The following is a 15,119-nucleotide window of genomic DNA, read 5'->3' as shown; positions in this document are numbered from 1 at the left end:
TTATGGAACAGCAAATGAAAATCGCAATCAAAAACAACACAATATTAAAAAGGAGGTTTTTATGTCAAAAAAAACCGCTTGAATGAGGAACTATAAAGGTTCCGCAAAAAGCGGTGGAGGAGTCAATAAATTTTGTTAAATATTAATTTTTATTATGCAGCTACAGAAATGCGAGCAGCGATTTCTGCTAATTCTTCGCTAATAATAGCGCGAGCTTCTGGTGCACAGCGTCCACAGCATGTACCAAGATCAAGCAAATCGCGAATTTCACGATAGCTTTCAGCGCCATTTTCAATAGCGTCTTTAATATCCTGATCGGTAATGCCACGACACAAGCAAACGTACATGGGAGTGATCCCCAAATATAAATGCGATAATTGATATTATTGATAATTATTATCGTTTGTCAATGAAATTCATTTAAAATCTCATTTATCATTATTGGGATTTTGGATAAAAAAATACCACCTAAGCGGAAATCTAAAAAGAATTTAGATTTTTATGCCAAGGTGGTTCGTTTTTTAAAAACTAAATATTTAAAATTGGATAGTTTGAAAATTTATATCTTATTGATTAATAATTACAATTCCGTCCATTTCCACTAGTGCGCCTTTTGGCAAGCTTGCTACACCAAGAGCTGCACGTGCAGGGTAGGGCTGAGCAAAATATTCACCCATAATTTGGTTTACGAGTTGGAAATTTGATAGATCAGTTAAAAAAATATTGAGCTTAGCAATATCTGCAAGTGAACCACCAGCAGCTTCACAAACTGCTTTTAAATTATCAAATACACGGCGAATTTGAGCTTCGATACCTTCTACAAGTTCCATACTGTATGGGTCTAAACCAATTTGCCCTGAAAGATATAGCGTATTGTCTACTAAAATAGCTTGAGAGTATGTGCCGATAGCAGCAGGGGCATTTTCAGTATGAATGACTTGGCGGGACATTTGGTTCTCCTTGATTAAATCTATTTCCATCATAATCGATGATAGCTTTGGACAAAAGTATCATCGATTTAATTGATTAAGTGAATTTGGAAAGTTTGATTTTGTTAAGGAAACAAAAATTTATAACCAATAGTCTCTATAAAGATTTAACTTACTTTTGAAATTTCCATTTGTGGAGCAGGAGCGTCTAAACGTTCAATCCGTGGGAAACCATAGTGCATGCGTAAATCACGAATGACTTTTGCAATATGTTTACGGTTATTCACTACAATATTCACAAAAGTTCTTTGCTCATTTGAGTGAACCATCTCTACCCCAGCGTTATTTTTACGACATTGATAGATTAGGTCTGATACCTGTTCATCATTCATTGCCATATAAATAGCGAGGTAGGCTGTAAAACGTACATCATCTACATCATCTGCTTTCCATTGAAGCGGCATAATATTTTCAGGGTGTAGATGTTGTTCATGTAGTAAGTTATGACAGCGAATGCGATGCACAATTAACCCGCGACGCGTTAAATGTCCTTGAATTGGATCGCCTAGAATAGGATTACAGCAGTGTGCATATTTAACGTCGACCCCTTCAGTACTTTGAATAAGTCGATCTGAGTTTTCTACTTGCGGATGTTTATCATGAGCAAACAGGTGGTTTGCTACAAGTTGAGGTAGTAAGTCGCCAACCGCAATTTGTTCAAACAATGTATTTTTATTATCGATGTGCCGCCATTGCAATAGATCTAACCAGTCAGCTTCAGAAAGATCATTGATTGAACGGTTAAAAAGTTTCAATGCTCGAGAAAGCGCTTGTGCACCAACTAGACGTTGTTCTTCGATATCTTGATCTTTAAGCACATGCTGTAATGCACGACGCGCTTTTTGCGTATTAATAAAGCTTAGCCAGTCTGGGTTTGGTGTTGCTAAAACATCCGTAATAATCTCGATAACCTGACCACTAACTAGTGGGGTAGAGAGTGGTTTAATCTCTCCATCGACTTTTGCACCAACTGCATGGTTACCTAAAAATAAACTTGCTGAATAAGCAAAATCAACTACGGTAGCGCCTTGTGGTAGCTCATGCAGTTGGCCATGAGGCGTATATACCCAGATTTTTTCTTGATGTAGATAATCCAGCAAATCATTAAAAGTTGTTTTAGCACATTCGCCGTCAATCAATGTATTTAAGTTCTGCATTGAAGCCTGAATGGCAGAGCGGCAAGTTTGCGGTGCATTTTCACCTAAAACCACCCCAAAACGGGCAGCTTTACGCATGAGCTCGGTTTGAATGGTAAGAGATAGTGTTGTTTTTTCGCCTTTAAGCTTTATCAGTAAAGACTGATTACCGCCAGGTAGTGGGCGACGAATATGATCTTGGTACTGGATAACCTGAAAGTTTTCTCTTAATGCTTCTTCTAAGCGGTCACAGTCGGCAATGCTTTGTAGAACAATTTCAAAAGCATGACTATGGGTAAGCTCTTGGAGATCCATCTCGTTTTTAACGAAGTGGCGTAATAATTCGATATTGTTATTTTTCTTTTTAATACGGCCTTGAATATGATAATTATGCAGAAGTTCAGCGAGGTTTTGTTCCCAAATACTTTGATATTTACAGCGTTCTGGCTTTGTTTGACGCAGTGCATTTTGAACGTTATCAAACATATCTAGATCAAGGTTTTGATAGCAGAGATTCTCTAGATTATCGCCCATTTCATTCATGCCGACTAATCTTGCCATCGGTACAAATATATCAAAGGTTTCTTGAGCGATACGGGCTCGTTTATCTGGGCGTAAAGCACCTAGAGTTGTCATATTATGATAGCGATCTGCTAATTTAATAATGATGACACGCGGATCTTGTAAGGTCGCTTGCAGAATTTTTCGGAATGAAGCTGCTTTATTGTATTCTTTATCGCTTGATTGGCTAAGTTTAGTTACACCATCGACTAGCTCTGCAACGGTTAGGCCAAACTTCTCAATAATATCTTCTTTTGTATATTGAGTATCTTCAATAACATCATGCAAAAGTGCTGCCATTAAAGTTTCAGCATCTAAACGCATGTTTGCAAGAATACAGCTTACAGCAATCGGATGCAGAATATAGGGTTCGCCACTTTTACGCGTAATGCCAGTGTGCGCTAGATCGGCAAAATCGCAGGCAGCAAGCACTTTTTCGACTTCACTTACCGATAAGTAAGGGTCGATAATTAATTTGAGCTGTTGCTTGGCTTGGCTGACCTCTTCGCCTGGCATAAATCACCCTTTTTCCTATTGCTGAAAAACTAAATCTATCTGCTTCTTAATGAAAAGCATATTGCGGAACTTGTCAATTTTTTCATTTGAAAAAGTGTATTTTTTTTTCAATGAAAATAATTGCTTTTCCCAATATGTTTGAATATGGCGCAAAGCCAAATAAAAAACCATCGCAGAAAAACGATGGTTTTTTTATGAAACAGAGTGAATTAGAAAGAAAAACCTTCTAAATTCAAGCTGTTTGTAGAAAGGGCAAGATCAAGACTAGAAGTTTGGTAATCTTGCTCACGTTGTTTAAGAATTTCTTTCGTAACGTGCCCTGCCGCGATTTCGCGCAAAGAAACTACAGTCGGTTTGTCGTTATCCCATTCTACAGTTGGCTCCATGCCTTGACGTGCCAATTGACGAGCACGTTTACTTGCAACGAGCACAAGCTCAAAACGGTTGTCTACATGATCTAAACAATCTTCAACGGTGACGCGTGCCATAAAAGTTCTCGTTCTGGAATGGTAAATTTGAACAGACTAAATAGTATAAAAGGCTTTCGATCTAGACTCAAGTTATTCCTGTTTTGGTTGAGGAGTAATCAAGTCCTGAATTAAAGCTTGATGACGTTTTGCTTGCTGAGATAGCACCAAACGGTTCGCTGTAATTACAGCTTCAAGCTCATGTAAGGCTTTATTAAAATCATCATTAATAATGATGTAATCAAAGTTCGTGTAGTGCTGCATATCTTCTACTGCACAGCTTAAACGATGCTCAATGACTTCAACTGAGTCAGTGCCGCGATTAGATAAACGCTGACGTAGATCAAATTGAGTTGGGGGTAAAATGAATATTTGTTTGGATTCAGGAAAAAGTTTGCGTACTTGCTCTGCACCTTGCCAATCAATTTCAAGTAAGACATCGTGTCCTTGAGCTAACTGTTGTTTTACCGTAGCTTGAGAAGTGCCATAGTAGTTACCAAATACTTCAGCGTATTCGATAAATCCATCATGGTTGACTTGGTCTAGAAATTCATCTTTTGTAGTGAAGTGATAGTGAACACCATCTAACTCACCGGGACGTTGACCTCGGGTTGTATGCGAGACTGAAACATGTAAATTGCTCACACGGTCAAGCAGGGCTTTTACCAAAGATGTTTTGCCCGTTCCTGATGCAGCAGAAACGACAAACAATAGACCCGACATGATATTTTTCCTGATATGATAAAATATCTTCGCTATTGTAGTGTACCGTGCGTTTAAACTGAATAGTTTTAATTGCAAATATTCAAGAGAAATTCCCCTGTTTTATTAATTTTGAGGCTGTTATGGAAATTGTGTTAGCTAATCCGCGTGGTTTTTGTGCCGGTGTTGATCGAGCCATAGCAATCGTCAATCGGGCTTTAGAATGTTTCAATCCTCCTATTTATGTACGTCATGAAGTTGTACACAATAAATTTGTGGTAGATGACTTGCGTCAAAGAGGGGCCGTTTTTGTTGATGAACTAGATCAGGTTCCAGATGATTCAATTGTAATTTTTAGTGCGCACGGTGTTTCAAAAGCAGTTCAACAAGAAGCTGAACGCAGAGGCTTAAAAGTTTTCGATGCGACTTGTCCTTTAGTGACAAAAGTTCATATTGAAGTGACTAAATATGCGCGTGAAGGTACTGAAGCTATTTTAATTGGTCATGAAGGGCACCCAGAAGTCGAAGGCACAATGGGGCAATATGACAAATTAAAAGGCGGTAATATTTATCTGGTTGAAGATGAAGAAGATGTCGCCGCACTTACCGTACGACATCCTGAAAAACTTGCATTTGTAACTCAAACAACGCTTTCTATTGATGATACAGCTAAAGTTATTGATGCTTTGCGTGCAAAATTTCCGCATATTCAGGGCCCACGTAAAGATGACATTTGCTACGCTACTCAAAACAGACAAGATGCTGTACGTGATTTAGCTGAGAAGTGTGATGTGGTTTTAGTTGTAGGTTCACCTAACTCATCAAACTCAAATCGATTACGTGAGCTTGCAGAGCGTATGGGTAAAGCCGCTTACCTTGTAGATAATGCTGATCAGTTAGAGCAGTCATGGTTCAATGAGACTTGTAAAATTGGTGTTACTGCTGGCGCCTCTGCGCCAGAAATTTTGATTAAACAAGTGATTCAACGTTTACAAGATTGGGGTGCTCAAGCGCCGAAAGAATTAGATGGGCGTGAAGAGAACATAACCTTTAGTCTTCCTAAAGAATTACGCATTCATGTGACTCAAGCGTAAAGTGTGATGTATTTAACATACTGATTTTAAAAATTTAAACAGATAATTGTTGATATGACAGTTATCTGTTTTTTTATACCCTTTATCTGCTTTGTATTTGTTTTGTAAACATAAGACGTAAAATTTAATTAATAAATAAAAAATTTTAAAGTTTATTTGGGGTATGGGGATGAGGGGAATTATTCCGCAAGACGGGTTCACCTTGGTTGAGCTTATGGTGACGATTGCGGTCATGGCTATTATCGCGATGATGGCTGCACCATCTATGTCGAATTTATTAGAAAGCAAACGACTAGATGGAAACCAACGAGATCTAATCAATACTTTATCGGAAGCAAAGAACCAAGCCATACTTGGTCGACAAGATGTATCCATTAATCTGAATTCAACAGCTTTAAATACTCCCACTTCCTTGAATTGGAAAGCTGATTCCAATAACAGTCTTGAGCTTAAAAATATCGCTGCTGATGGTAAGCAGAGTTCATTAACAGCAACGACTCTAACTTTTAATGCGAATGGGGTGATAACCAATATTACCCAAGATACACTTTTATCTATTTGTAATTCAAAAATAAATAAAAAGAAAATTCTTATTTTAACAAAGCTTGGCACATTAATTTTTAAAGCTGAGGAGACATGTTAATGCAGGGCTCTAAACGAAAAGCTCAAGTTGGGGTGGGTTTATTAGAAGTGTTGGTTGCCTTAATTTTAATTGCGATAGGGGTTTTAGGATATGTTGCCTTGCAAGTCCGTGCTATGGATGCTTCTTCAGAGGCATTAAGCAAATCTCAAGCGATTATGATCATGAGAGGATTAGCAGAAAACATTCGCGTAAATAGTTCTCAAGCTAGTCAGTATCCCGCATTTGTCCGTAGTTATAGCAATTATTCATCTACCACCGCAGCTCCTACGTTGTGTTTCAATGCAGCTTGTACACCTTCTCAGCTTGCGCAATTTGATGCATATCAAGCAGCAAGAAATGCTGATCAACTTGGCATGAAAATTACAATGACAAATTGCCCAGGGGTTACAAGCACAATGGCCCAGCAGAGGCAATGTTTGTTTGTTTTTTGGGGAAAAACCGCTCCAGTAATTACAATAAATGAGGGAGTCACGAGCGCGGATGTGTCGAGCTGTATGAGTACAAATGGCGTTTATGTCAATAATTCGAACTGTTTAATGATGGAGGCATATTAATGGCTCACTCATTTGTATTATGGAAACAACGAGGCTTTACATTAATTGAGCTGATGGTTGCATTGGCTTTAGGTCTAATTTTGGTAGCCGCGGCGACTCAATTATTTATTGGTGGACTTCTATCAAGCCGTCTACAAAAAGCAAATGCTGAAATACAAGATAGCGGTATTTTTGGTTTGGAATATATTGCCCGTGATATACGGCTTCTAAATTATGGAAATGTAACCAACCCAATATTAACTGATACAACCCCTTGGGGCGGTGTTGTATTAACTGCTTCAACTGCAACCAATAACAACAATGTTAATTTTGTCCCTAACGTTGGAGCAAATACTTATATTGCGGACACATTACTTAGTCGTGGTGCAGGAGATACGGTGAGTACTGTGAGTAATCACTGGAAAGGTCTTTCAAATATACAGAATAGTTCAAATGCAGCTGTGCAAAGTGATCAGCTGACTATCCAATTTATTGCGCCTACGAATATGACCAATTGTGAAGGGATGAATGTACTTGCAGGAGATTTAATTGTAGAGCGTTATTTTTTACGTCTGGATAGTAATGGTAGTTCCCAGCAAGATTATGCACTTGCATGTGATGCAAATACTCCCTCTGCTGTAGCCACAGCTCAACCGACTACTGTTGCTGGGTTGGGCGACGCTGGTCAAATTGTATTGCCGCGTATTGATCATTTCCATGTGCTGTTTGGTGCAAAAAATGCGGCTGGCAATTTTGCTTATTATACCATTCCCCAGTATCGCGCTGCTGCACAGGCTGCCCGAGATGCCACGCCATCTGTGATGCCGCCACGAATTCTTTCAATACAAATATCTGTATTAGCGCGCTCTACTAATAATGCCCAAAGCAAAGCAATAGATCCTGAGCAATCTTTTTTTATGTTAGATCAAACCGTGCATGCTTCTGATAATACAACTCGATTCTTACGCCGCACTTATAACTTAACAATTGCTCTACGCAACGCGATGGGGGAAAGTCTATGACCCATTTAATTCATAAGAGTAGATCTAAGGAAAAAGGGGCAACCCTTATTGTTGTGCTTATTATTTTATTGATTGTTATTTCTGTAGGGGTTTTAGCAATAAGAGTAGCTATTGTTTCTTTAAAAGTTGCTACCAATAGTCAAGTTAGCCAATTAAATTTTCAGTCATCTGACACACCTTTAGAACTCATTGTGCAGATGAATCCTACCACCCTAACTAATATTACTAATGTGATTGGTGCCGCGCTTAAAGAGCATGAAAGTAATCCTGGTGCGGAATACAACTTTTGTTATAAGCCTGTTTCTAAAGCAACAAATTTTGCTCAGACCAGAGGTGCAAGTTTACTTCGAGCAGGAAGCGCTAATAATGCAGTTGTTGAAGATGGCGGAGTGGCGGGTTTCTGCAATTTAACAACTGACTATGGAAGTAATCGTCAAGCAGTGGTTACCCAAGTTGCTGTAAGTGTTCCAACAGATGCTGCTAGCGATATTCCAGGTTCAAATTTACCACGAGGAACAAACACCTCGGAAGGTACGCAACTACCTAAAAGCATGTTGTCTACGCAACGTATTCGAGTGATTACAACTGCTTTTTTACCGGCCTATGCATCTACCTCTATTGAAACTTTACAAAGAGATTGCTTAAGCACGAGTTCGGCAAAAATTAGCGACAATTTTGATACCGCATTAACGGCTAAACAAACATTGGCAGAGTGTTTGGCAAATCATAACGTGCCTTTTAGTACTCAAGTTCAAGAATTTAACTATACCAATAAACTCACTCAAATTACGGCACCAGGTTCATAACGGGGAATATCGTGAAACTAAAATTGAAGAATTTTAAGCCAAATAACTTATGGTATGCCATCTGTTCGAGTTCAGTTGCTTTTACATGGCTAATGACAAGCTCCGTTGTGCAGGCGAGTGATTTACAAATTTATGCTTCACCTACAGCTGGTAAAAAAACCATTGTGATGATGTTGGATACATCAGGAAGTATGACCAACAATAGTTATGGCGAAAACCGTCTGGCCATGCTTAAAAATGGTATGAATGCTTTTTTAGCAAGTAATAATCCTGTTTTAAATGATACTCGTGTTGGGTTGGGAAATTTCTCTGCAAATGGTGATAGCCGAAGTGGGCAGGTTCTAGTGGCTGCTGCTCCTTTAGGAGATGCGAGTACTTTAAATACAGTGGGTTCTCAACGTTATAAATTAAAACAGGCTGTTGCAAATTTAACTGCTGGCGGGTCAACGCCTTCAGCACATGCTTATGCGGAAGCTGCTGCTTATTTGATGGGTACAACGACCTATTCAGAGGCAAATTATGCCATTCGAAAAGATAGCTATATAAGGCGTGTGCGAAAATCTGATAATAGAACGGAATACTCATATTGTACGAATTATCGCGATTCACAAATCGATACTACAAATCTATGGCAACCTTGTCGTTCTAATAACTATTGGAGTAACTGGTCAACTTCTAATCCTGGTGTGGATACGGCAACTGCTTATGATACTTCGTCGGATTGGACCTATTCTTATACTTATTACTACACCACTTTTAATTATGCTGTAGCAAATGCAGATAGTGGTATCCCAAAATCAAAATCAAATGATACAGCTAGCAATCCCAATATTGTTGTAGATAGAAATGCCTCTAATTTAAATGCTATTTACCAATCTCCTTTGCCTGCGGTTGCTAATCGCCAGAGTTGTGATGGGCAAGGTATCTATTTTTTATCAGATGGAGAACCGAACAATACAACAAATACACGTTCGGCAACTGTAATGTCGACAGCCCTAGGCAGCACTTTGGGAGCAAATTTTACTTGTTCTGGAGGTTTGTCTAACACGACAGCAGACTCTGGTTGGGCTTGTATGGGGGAATTTGCAAAAAGATTATTTGATAAAACAAAAAACCCAGCTGGAGTTTCTATTCAAACAGCATTTGTCGGTTTTGGTAGTGACTTTTCTAGTTTAAGTTCTTCTGATGTAAAAAATGCCTGTCGTTTAAGTTCGAGAACCCAATCTGATCGAAAAGGAGATGATGCGTGTTCACCGAATCAGACCACAAATGCGGTCGCTGCACCTGGTTATGGGAATGGAGGTTTTTTCCCTACCCAAAGTGCGCAAGGTGTAACAGACAGTGTTATCGCATTTATTAATAACTTAGAAAAAGTTCCGTTACAACCCTTAACCACTGGCGCTATCTCAGTTCCTTATGATGCACTAAACCCTAAAAATTTACAGGAATATGGTTACTTACGGGCTTTAGAGCCAAACCCAGCTAACACATACTTAACATGGCGTGGAAATTTAAAGAAATATCATGTTGTTTTATCAGGGGGCAATGCAGGTGCTTTTGAAGCTAACACTGGTGGGTTGGTTTACAATGCAAGTGGGGCTTTTAGAACGGGTACGAAAGATTATTGGAATAGCTCTAATTATAATGATGGAGGTAACGTCTTTTTAGGTGGTTCATATGCAAAAGTTCCTTTACCAATTGCTGGACAAAATGAAACACGTGATGAAGATGGAAATATCATAAAATATTATTACGCAGTACAAACTAAAATCCGCAACTTATTTACTGATGTTTCCGCTGTTGCAGCGGATGGTAGCTTAACGAAAATATCGACTTCTGGAACTAATTTGCTAAAAATCCCAGCTGCTCCCCCAGAAGGAACTAATCCTTTTGATAGTGTGGCTAATACAGCAAGTTATGTTTTAGGAAAATTTAATGCATCAACTGGACAAGATATTTTAAAAGCTTTCCCGATTGGCTTGAAATTAAAAATATTAAATTATCTAGGTTACTCAACTGATATTAGCGCTACGACTTTACCTTCGTCATTAGTTACATCGAATGAACCCTATTTATCGATGGGCGGTAGTATTCATTCTTTACCGGTGCAGCTTACCTATAATGGAACATTAGATGAAAATGGGAATTTAACATCTGCGCGTGAACAATCTATTCTCTATGGAACGATGGAAGGTGGTCTGCATCTTGTGGATGCTTCAACTGGCGTAGAACAAATGGCTTTCGTTCCGGCTGATATATTAAATGATCCAATTGCATCAAAAGCTTTAGTGGTTGGCCAAAGTGATGCCTCAGCTCCTGCTCACGGTATGGATGGGGCTTGGGTATCTGACCCTGCATATAGTATTACTACAACGGGAAGCGGTAGCTCAGCAGTATCAAAAGTAACTGCAAAGCAAATGAATATTTATGGTGGCATGCGAATGGGTGGCAGCAGCTATTATGGCTTAAATGTCTTAAATCCTGTCTCACCTAAGCTCCTGTTTAGAGTAGGAGCAGATCAAACTGATTATAGTCGCATGGGGCAGAGTTGGTCTAAACCTGTACTTGCAAATATACGTTATAACGGAGTTATTAAACGGGTTATGATTGTTGGTGGTGGCTACGACCAATGTTATGAAAACCCGAATATTACCTTGAGTAATTCTTGCTTTACGAATGGAAAAGCAAAAGGGAATGCTGTTTATATTATTGATGCTAAAACTGGGGAACGCTTATGGTGGACTAGTGATACAGGCTCTAATATAGATAACTCTAATATGAAGCACAGTATTGTTAGTCGCATTAGTACCTTAGATCGAGATGCTGATGGTTTGGTAGACCATTTATATTTTGGCGATTTAGGCGGGCAAATTTTCCGTATCGATCTTAATAATAACCAGACAAAAACAAATTCAACTTATAGCAGTTTCGGTATTCGAGTTGTTCGATTAGCGAATTTAGCAACAAATGACTCAACTTATGATGCTTCGAATGACTATACCGCTGGGAATGCGCCGCGTTTTTATGAACCGCCAACAGTGACAATTCATGATTATGGAATCCGCACTTTTATTACTGTCGGTATTGCTTCAGGTGACCGTAGTACACCTTTAGATGTTTATCCGCTTACAGGTCGTGAGGGGATGTCACCGAGCACCGCATTAAGCGGAAGACCTGTAAACAATGTCTATGGGATTATCGATAAAGACTTTATCAAAAAGAATTTAATGTCTTTAGCTGATAACCAACTTGAAACAAAAGATATTACTCGATTGACGCTTCGAAAAAATCCACAAATTTTACGGTCTGGGGAAACACGAGTAGCACAGATTTTCTTTCCAAACACTGGGGTGGGGCAAAGTGGTTGGTATCGCTCACTTTCTAGTATGAGCGATGGCACAGAGAAAGCTAATAATAGTTTCCGTATTAAAGGTGGACTGAAAGCTTTTGAAGAACCTATGGCCGTTACGGGGACTTTAATTGTGCCTGTTTATGATCCGCAGGGAACAGGCATTGTAGCGGCAGACCCATGTTTACCACGTGTAGTAGGTGAAACTGACCAGCAGACGTTCTGTTTACCATTTGGCGCCTGCCTTAATTCTGATGGGTCAATTGATCAAAATAAAGAGAATGGAAGTGGATTCAAAACACAAACTGGTACTAATTGCCCAGTAGGAGCTTCCGAATGTAATAAAAACGTTATTGGCTCCGGTATTCGTGGCGTAACATTTGTACCAACGGAGGATAACCCACCTGCGACTAATAGTTGTGGGAAATTAAAGCTGTCTGGAAACGAGAGTGGAACGGGCGAGTGGCAATGTACAAGTCACTTAGTTCCTGCGCGCTGGTATGAGCGTTATCGCTAAAGGATGACTTATGAATAAATACTATATCCAACGGTTTAATCAGGGTGTTACCTTGATTGAGCTCATGGTTGTCATCGTGATTGTCGCTATTTTTGCTTCGATTGCTATCCCTTCATATCAAAGTTATAGCCGCAGAGCGACTGCCTCTGCTGCTAAAGGTGAAATTCTAAAATTGGCAGAACAGTTGGAACGGCATAAATCCAAGAACTTTACCTATAGAGGATTTACTACGACATCTGTAACTTTGCCACGGGGTGGTTATACGATTGAAATTAGTGATGATACGACGACAGGAAATTTATTGACGAATGCTGCTGCAAATGGGCAGACATGGGTCATTAAAGCGACAACTACAGATTCAAGAAATTTTAATTTTATTGCTAAGAATTCAGGTTTGCGTTGCCAAAGTTTAACAGCTACGGCTGTTGATAATGACTGTGGTGGAGCAGTCACTTGCAATGTATGTGAAACAAATAGTGAGAATTGGCAATGAAGAATGGTTTTACTTTAATAGAACTCATGATTGTAGTCGCAATAATTGCAATTTTAGCGGCTATAGCTACACCTTCGTATTTGCAGTATTTACGCAAAGGACATCGTACAGCTGTTCAATCTGAAATGATGAATATTGCCCAAACATTAGAATCAGAAAAAATAGTTCACAATCGCTATCCATCGAATGCAACGATTACATCGGTTTATGGTTCTAGTGTCAGTCCTCAACAAGGCCAAGCCTTATATAACTTAGCTTTCGCTAGCATAACTGATTCAAGTTGGGTGTTAACTGCTACACCTATTGCTACTAGTTCTCAAGCTGGTGATGGGATCATTTGTCTTAATGATCAAGGGCAAAAATTTTGGGCAAAAGGTGCAAATGATTGTGCGTTATCTGCCACATCAAATTGGCTACAGTAATTTTAAATTCAAAACTGCGGATAACTCAAAAAATAATCTTTCTTTCAGGGCGAAAATCACGTAGAATGTCGCCCTCTATGAAAGGGGTTTGAAGTGTTGCCGATGGTCGGCGCAGGGATAATCCGTAAGAATTATAAGGCTTTTATCATGGTTGTTATTCGTTTAGCACGTGGCGGCGCAAAAAAACGTCCATTCTATCAAATCGTTGTGACTGACAGCCGCAATGCACGTGATGGTCGTTTCATCGAGCGTATCGGTTTCTTTAACCCGACTGCACAAGGTCAAGCAGAAAAACTTCGTTTAGATGCAGACCGTTTTGCTCACTGGGTTTCTCAAGGTGCTCAACCTTCTGAACGTGTTGCTTCTTTAGCTGCTCAAGCTAAAAAAGCTACTGCATAATTTTTGTAGTAGGTAGCCCATGACATCAACACAGAATGTTCCCGAAGATCGTATTCAGATTGGACAGTTACGTTCAGCTTATGGATTGAATGGGTGGCTCTGGGTGTATTCAAATACAGAACCTATGAGCAACATGTTTGACTACCTGCCTTGGTACATTGAGACCAAGGCCGGTTGGCAAACAATAGATGTAAAACGTTGGAAACCACATGGCAAAGGCCTAGTTGTTGCGTTGAAAGGTGTGAGTGATCGCACTGGGGCGGAAAGCTTGGTTGGCGCTAATATCTGGATTGCTAAGTCTCAACTGCCAAAAGCAGATGTAGATGAATACTACTGGTCAGATTTAAAGGGCTTAACTGTGTTAGGTCTTGATGAAGAAGAACAGGAAGTAAACTTAGGGAAAATTCATGAGTTGTTTGAAACTGGAGCTAATGATGTGATGGTGGTGCATGCTACCCCAGACAGCATTGATTCAGAAGAGCGCATGATTCCTTGGCATAAAGATGTAGTACAACGTGTTGATCTTGAAGCTGGTCGTATTTACGTCAATTGGGGCGTAGATTATTAATCCTTTTAGGATTAATACAGCAGGAAAATAGAGGAGTCTGTGATGTTTTTTGCAGTCATTACGCTTTTTCCTGAAATGTTTGAAGCGATTACAGCCTACGGCATCAGCGGACGCGCGGCAAAACGAGATATTGTACAAGTCACTTGTATTAATCCTCGTGATTTTGCTGAGGGAAATTACAGAAGAGTGGATGAACGTCCATTTGGTGGCGGCCCAGGTATGGTGATGATGGCTGAGCCTTTGGCGAAAGCAATTGCACATGCCAAACAGCTTGCCTCACAAGCAGGACATGTTCATGTTCCTGTGGTGTATATGTCCCCACAAGGCAAAACCTTAAATGAACAGGCAGTACAGCAGTTTGTTGATTATGACGGCTTAATTGTACTGTGTGGACGTTATGAAGGAGTCGATGAACGTTTGATCCAGCATTATGTTGATCAAGAATGGTCAATTGGTGATTATGTTTTATCTGGTGGTGAACTGCCCGCTATGGTGTTACTTGACAGTATTATTCGCCGTTTGCCGAATGTAATGTCAGATGAACAATCAGCAGTACAAGATTCTTTTGTTGACGGTCTTTTAGATTGTCCACAATATACAAAGCCTGACCATTTTGAAGGGCTAGATGTGCCAGAGGTATTAAAATCTGGACATCATGGCAACATTGAAAAATGGAGGTTTTTGCAGCGATATCAACGAACTCTAGAGCGCCGACCAGAGTTGGTCGAAAAGGTTGAGTTGACTAAGCAGCAAAAAAAATGGCTAAAAGATATGCAAGTGAATAACGGTAACTCTTAATCGTTATTCTCAAGAACGAAAGTTCTGCAACAAGACGAGAAGCAATGCTTCGAGTTAAAGCATAATTCTATTTAATGAATAGTTTTATGTAAATTTAAAGGCTC

The 15,119-nt window shown here is 39.5% G+C and carries 17 protein-coding genes and 1 pseudogene; 12 read left to right on the top strand and 6 right to left on the bottom strand.

Annotated elements, in window-relative coordinates; genetic code table 11:
• Positions 1-152 precede the first annotated feature (152 nt).
• The gene (locus tag J536_RS14215; protein WP_000289091.1) at positions 153-347 is read right to left on the bottom strand and encodes a bacterioferritin-associated ferredoxin; all 195 of its coding nucleotides are present in this window, start codon (positions 345-347) and stop codon (positions 153-155) included.
• Between the two features lie 102 nt (positions 348-449).
• Between J536_RS14215 and J536_RS25690 the strand changes: the two are divergent.
• Positions 450-577: pseudogene (locus tag J536_RS25690) on the top strand (hypothetical protein).
• Here J536_RS25690 and J536_RS14210 read toward each other — a convergent pair.
• The 5 genes from J536_RS14210 to gmk all read right to left on the bottom strand — a co-directional run bounded on the left by J536_RS14210 (position 567) and on the right by gmk (position 4,392).
• The gene (locus J536_RS14210) at positions 567-950 is read right to left on the bottom strand and encodes a RidA family protein (protein ID WP_002116996.1); all 384 of its coding nucleotides are present in this window, start codon (positions 948-950) and stop codon (positions 567-569) included. The pseudogene J536_RS25690 and the gene J536_RS14210 overlap by 11 nt on opposite strands.
• A 146-nt stretch (positions 951-1,096) precedes the next feature.
• Entirely contained in the window at positions 1,097-3,202 is a 2,106-nt protein-coding gene (locus J536_RS14205; protein WP_032063180.1) for a RelA/SpoT family protein, read from the bottom strand.
• A gap of 15 nt (positions 3,203-3,217) precedes the next feature.
• The gene (locus J536_RS25685; RefSeq protein ID WP_014207816.1) at positions 3,218-3,373 is read right to left on the bottom strand and encodes a hypothetical protein; all 156 of its coding nucleotides are present in this window, start codon (positions 3,371-3,373) and stop codon (positions 3,218-3,220) included.
• A 38-nt stretch (positions 3,374-3,411) separates the two neighbouring features.
• Positions 3,412-3,690: a DNA-directed RNA polymerase subunit omega gene (gene rpoZ, locus J536_RS14200; protein ID WP_002116990.1), complete on the bottom strand. Its 279-nt coding sequence runs from the start codon at positions 3,688-3,690 to the stop codon at positions 3,412-3,414.
• Positions 3,691-3,762: 72 nt separating this feature from the next.
• The gene (gene gmk / locus J536_RS14195; RefSeq protein ID WP_005804544.1) at positions 3,763-4,392 is read right to left on the bottom strand and encodes a guanylate kinase; all 630 of its coding nucleotides are present in this window, start codon (positions 4,390-4,392) and stop codon (positions 3,763-3,765) included.
• 122 nt (positions 4,393-4,514) lie between these two features.
• Between gmk and ispH the strand changes: the two genes are divergently transcribed.
• The 11 genes from ispH to trmD all read left to right on the top strand — a co-directional run bounded on the left by ispH (position 4,515) and on the right by trmD (position 15,015).
• Positions 4,515-5,465: a 4-hydroxy-3-methylbut-2-enyl diphosphate reductase gene (gene ispH, locus J536_RS14190; protein WP_032006348.1), complete on the top strand. Its 951-nt coding sequence runs from the start codon at positions 4,515-4,517 to the stop codon at positions 5,463-5,465.
• A 169-nt stretch (positions 5,466-5,634) separates the two neighbouring features.
• The gene (locus J536_RS0104515) at positions 5,635-6,108 is read left to right on the top strand and encodes a pilus assembly FimT family protein (protein WP_032063179.1); all 474 of its coding nucleotides are present in this window, start codon (positions 5,635-5,637) and stop codon (positions 6,106-6,108) included.
• Positions 6,102-6,662 (top strand): type IV pilus modification protein PilV, encoded by a 561-nt coding sequence (gene pilV / locus J536_RS14185; RefSeq protein WP_080564113.1) that lies wholly within the window; start codon positions 6,102-6,104, stop codon positions 6,660-6,662. Before J536_RS0104515 ends, pilV begins: the two co-directional genes overlap by 7 nt.
• Positions 6,662-7,663: a PilW family protein gene (locus J536_RS14180; protein WP_032063177.1), complete on the top strand. Its 1,002-nt coding sequence runs from the start codon at positions 6,662-6,664 to the stop codon at positions 7,661-7,663. The genes pilV and J536_RS14180 overlap by 1 nt, the downstream gene beginning before the upstream one ends.
• Positions 7,660-8,469: a PilX N-terminal domain-containing pilus assembly protein gene (locus J536_RS14175; RefSeq protein WP_032063176.1), complete on the top strand. Its 810-nt coding sequence runs from the start codon at positions 7,660-7,662 to the stop codon at positions 8,467-8,469. Before J536_RS14180 ends, J536_RS14175 begins: the two co-directional genes overlap by 4 nt.
• Before the next feature lie 11 nt (positions 8,470-8,480).
• Complete coding sequence (locus J536_RS14170; protein ID WP_032063175.1) at positions 8,481-12,335, top strand: PilC/PilY family type IV pilus protein; 3,855 nt, start codon at positions 8,481-8,483, stop codon at positions 12,333-12,335.
• A gap of 10 nt (positions 12,336-12,345) precedes the next feature.
• On the top strand, positions 12,346-12,828 hold the full coding sequence (locus J536_RS14165; RefSeq protein WP_002116770.1) for a type IV pilin protein: 483 nt from the start codon (positions 12,346-12,348) through the stop codon (positions 12,826-12,828).
• Entirely contained in the window at positions 12,825-13,250 is a 426-nt protein-coding gene (locus tag J536_RS14160) for a type IV pilin protein (RefSeq protein WP_032063174.1), read from the top strand. Before J536_RS14165 ends, J536_RS14160 begins: the two co-directional genes overlap by 4 nt.
• Before the next feature lie 147 nt (positions 13,251-13,397).
• Positions 13,398-13,649 carry a 30S ribosomal protein S16 gene (gene rpsP, locus J536_RS14155; RefSeq protein ID WP_000260334.1) on the top strand — a complete coding sequence of 84 codons (252 nt, stop codon included), beginning with the start codon at positions 13,398-13,400 and terminating at the stop codon, positions 13,647-13,649.
• A gap of 19 nt (positions 13,650-13,668) precedes the next feature.
• Positions 13,669-14,217, top strand: coding sequence for a ribosome maturation factor RimM (gene rimM, locus J536_RS14150; protein ID WP_002116736.1), 549 nt, complete (start codon positions 13,669-13,671; stop codon positions 14,215-14,217).
• Between the two features lie 42 nt (positions 14,218-14,259).
• Entirely contained in the window at positions 14,260-15,015 is a 756-nt protein-coding gene (trmD, locus tag J536_RS14145; RefSeq protein WP_032004868.1) for a tRNA (guanosine(37)-N1)-methyltransferase TrmD, read from the top strand.
• Positions 15,016-15,119 lie beyond the last annotated feature (104 nt).

The organism is Acinetobacter sp. 809848 (assembly GCF_000581275.1).
GTDB lineage: Bacteria > Pseudomonadota > Gammaproteobacteria > Pseudomonadales > Moraxellaceae > Acinetobacter > Acinetobacter pittii.
The sequence above is the reverse complement of the archived record's forward strand: the minus strand, read 5'-3'. Positions and strand labels throughout refer to the sequence as shown.

Bases quoted from the DNA above. Each gene is read 5' to 3' on its own strand.
- J536_RS14215 (WP_000289091.1), bottom strand. From the start codon at position 347: ATGTACGTTTGCTTGTGTCGTGGCATTACCGATCAGGATATTAAAGAC.
- J536_RS14210 (WP_002116996.1), bottom strand. From the start codon at position 950: ATGTCCCGCCAAGTCATTCATACTGAAAATGCCCCTGCTGCTATCGGC.
- J536_RS14205 (WP_032063180.1), bottom strand. From the start codon at position 3,202: ATGCCAGGCGAAGAGGTCAGCCAAGCCAAGCAACAGCTCAAATTAATT.
- J536_RS25685 (WP_014207816.1), bottom strand. From the start codon at position 3,373: ATGGTTTTTTATTTGGCTTTGCGCCATATTCAAACATATTGGGAAAAG.
- rpoZ (WP_002116990.1), bottom strand. From the start codon at position 3,690: ATGGCACGCGTCACCGTTGAAGATTGTTTAGATCATGTAGACAACCGT.
- gmk (WP_005804544.1), bottom strand. From the start codon at position 4,392: ATGTCGGGTCTATTGTTTGTCGTTTCTGCTGCATCAGGAACGGGCAAA.
- ispH (WP_032006348.1), top strand. From the start codon at position 4,515: ATGGAAATTGTGTTAGCTAATCCGCGTGGTTTTTGTGCCGGTGTTGAT.
- J536_RS0104515 (WP_032063179.1), top strand. From the start codon at position 5,635: ATGAGGGGAATTATTCCGCAAGACGGGTTCACCTTGGTTGAGCTTATG.
- pilV (WP_080564113.1), top strand. From the start codon at position 6,102: ATGTTAATGCAGGGCTCTAAACGAAAAGCTCAAGTTGGGGTGGGTTTA.
- J536_RS14180 (WP_032063177.1), top strand. From the start codon at position 6,662: ATGGCTCACTCATTTGTATTATGGAAACAACGAGGCTTTACATTAATT.
- J536_RS14175 (WP_032063176.1), top strand. From the start codon at position 7,660: ATGACCCATTTAATTCATAAGAGTAGATCTAAGGAAAAAGGGGCAACC.
- J536_RS14165 (WP_002116770.1), top strand. From the start codon at position 12,346: ATGAATAAATACTATATCCAACGGTTTAATCAGGGTGTTACCTTGATT.
- J536_RS14160 (WP_032063174.1), top strand. From the start codon at position 12,825: ATGAAGAATGGTTTTACTTTAATAGAACTCATGATTGTAGTCGCAATA.
- rpsP (WP_000260334.1), top strand. From the start codon at position 13,398: ATGGTTGTTATTCGTTTAGCACGTGGCGGCGCAAAAAAACGTCCATTC.
- rimM (WP_002116736.1), top strand. From the start codon at position 13,669: ATGACATCAACACAGAATGTTCCCGAAGATCGTATTCAGATTGGACAG.
- trmD (WP_032004868.1), top strand. From the start codon at position 14,260: ATGTTTTTTGCAGTCATTACGCTTTTTCCTGAAATGTTTGAAGCGATT.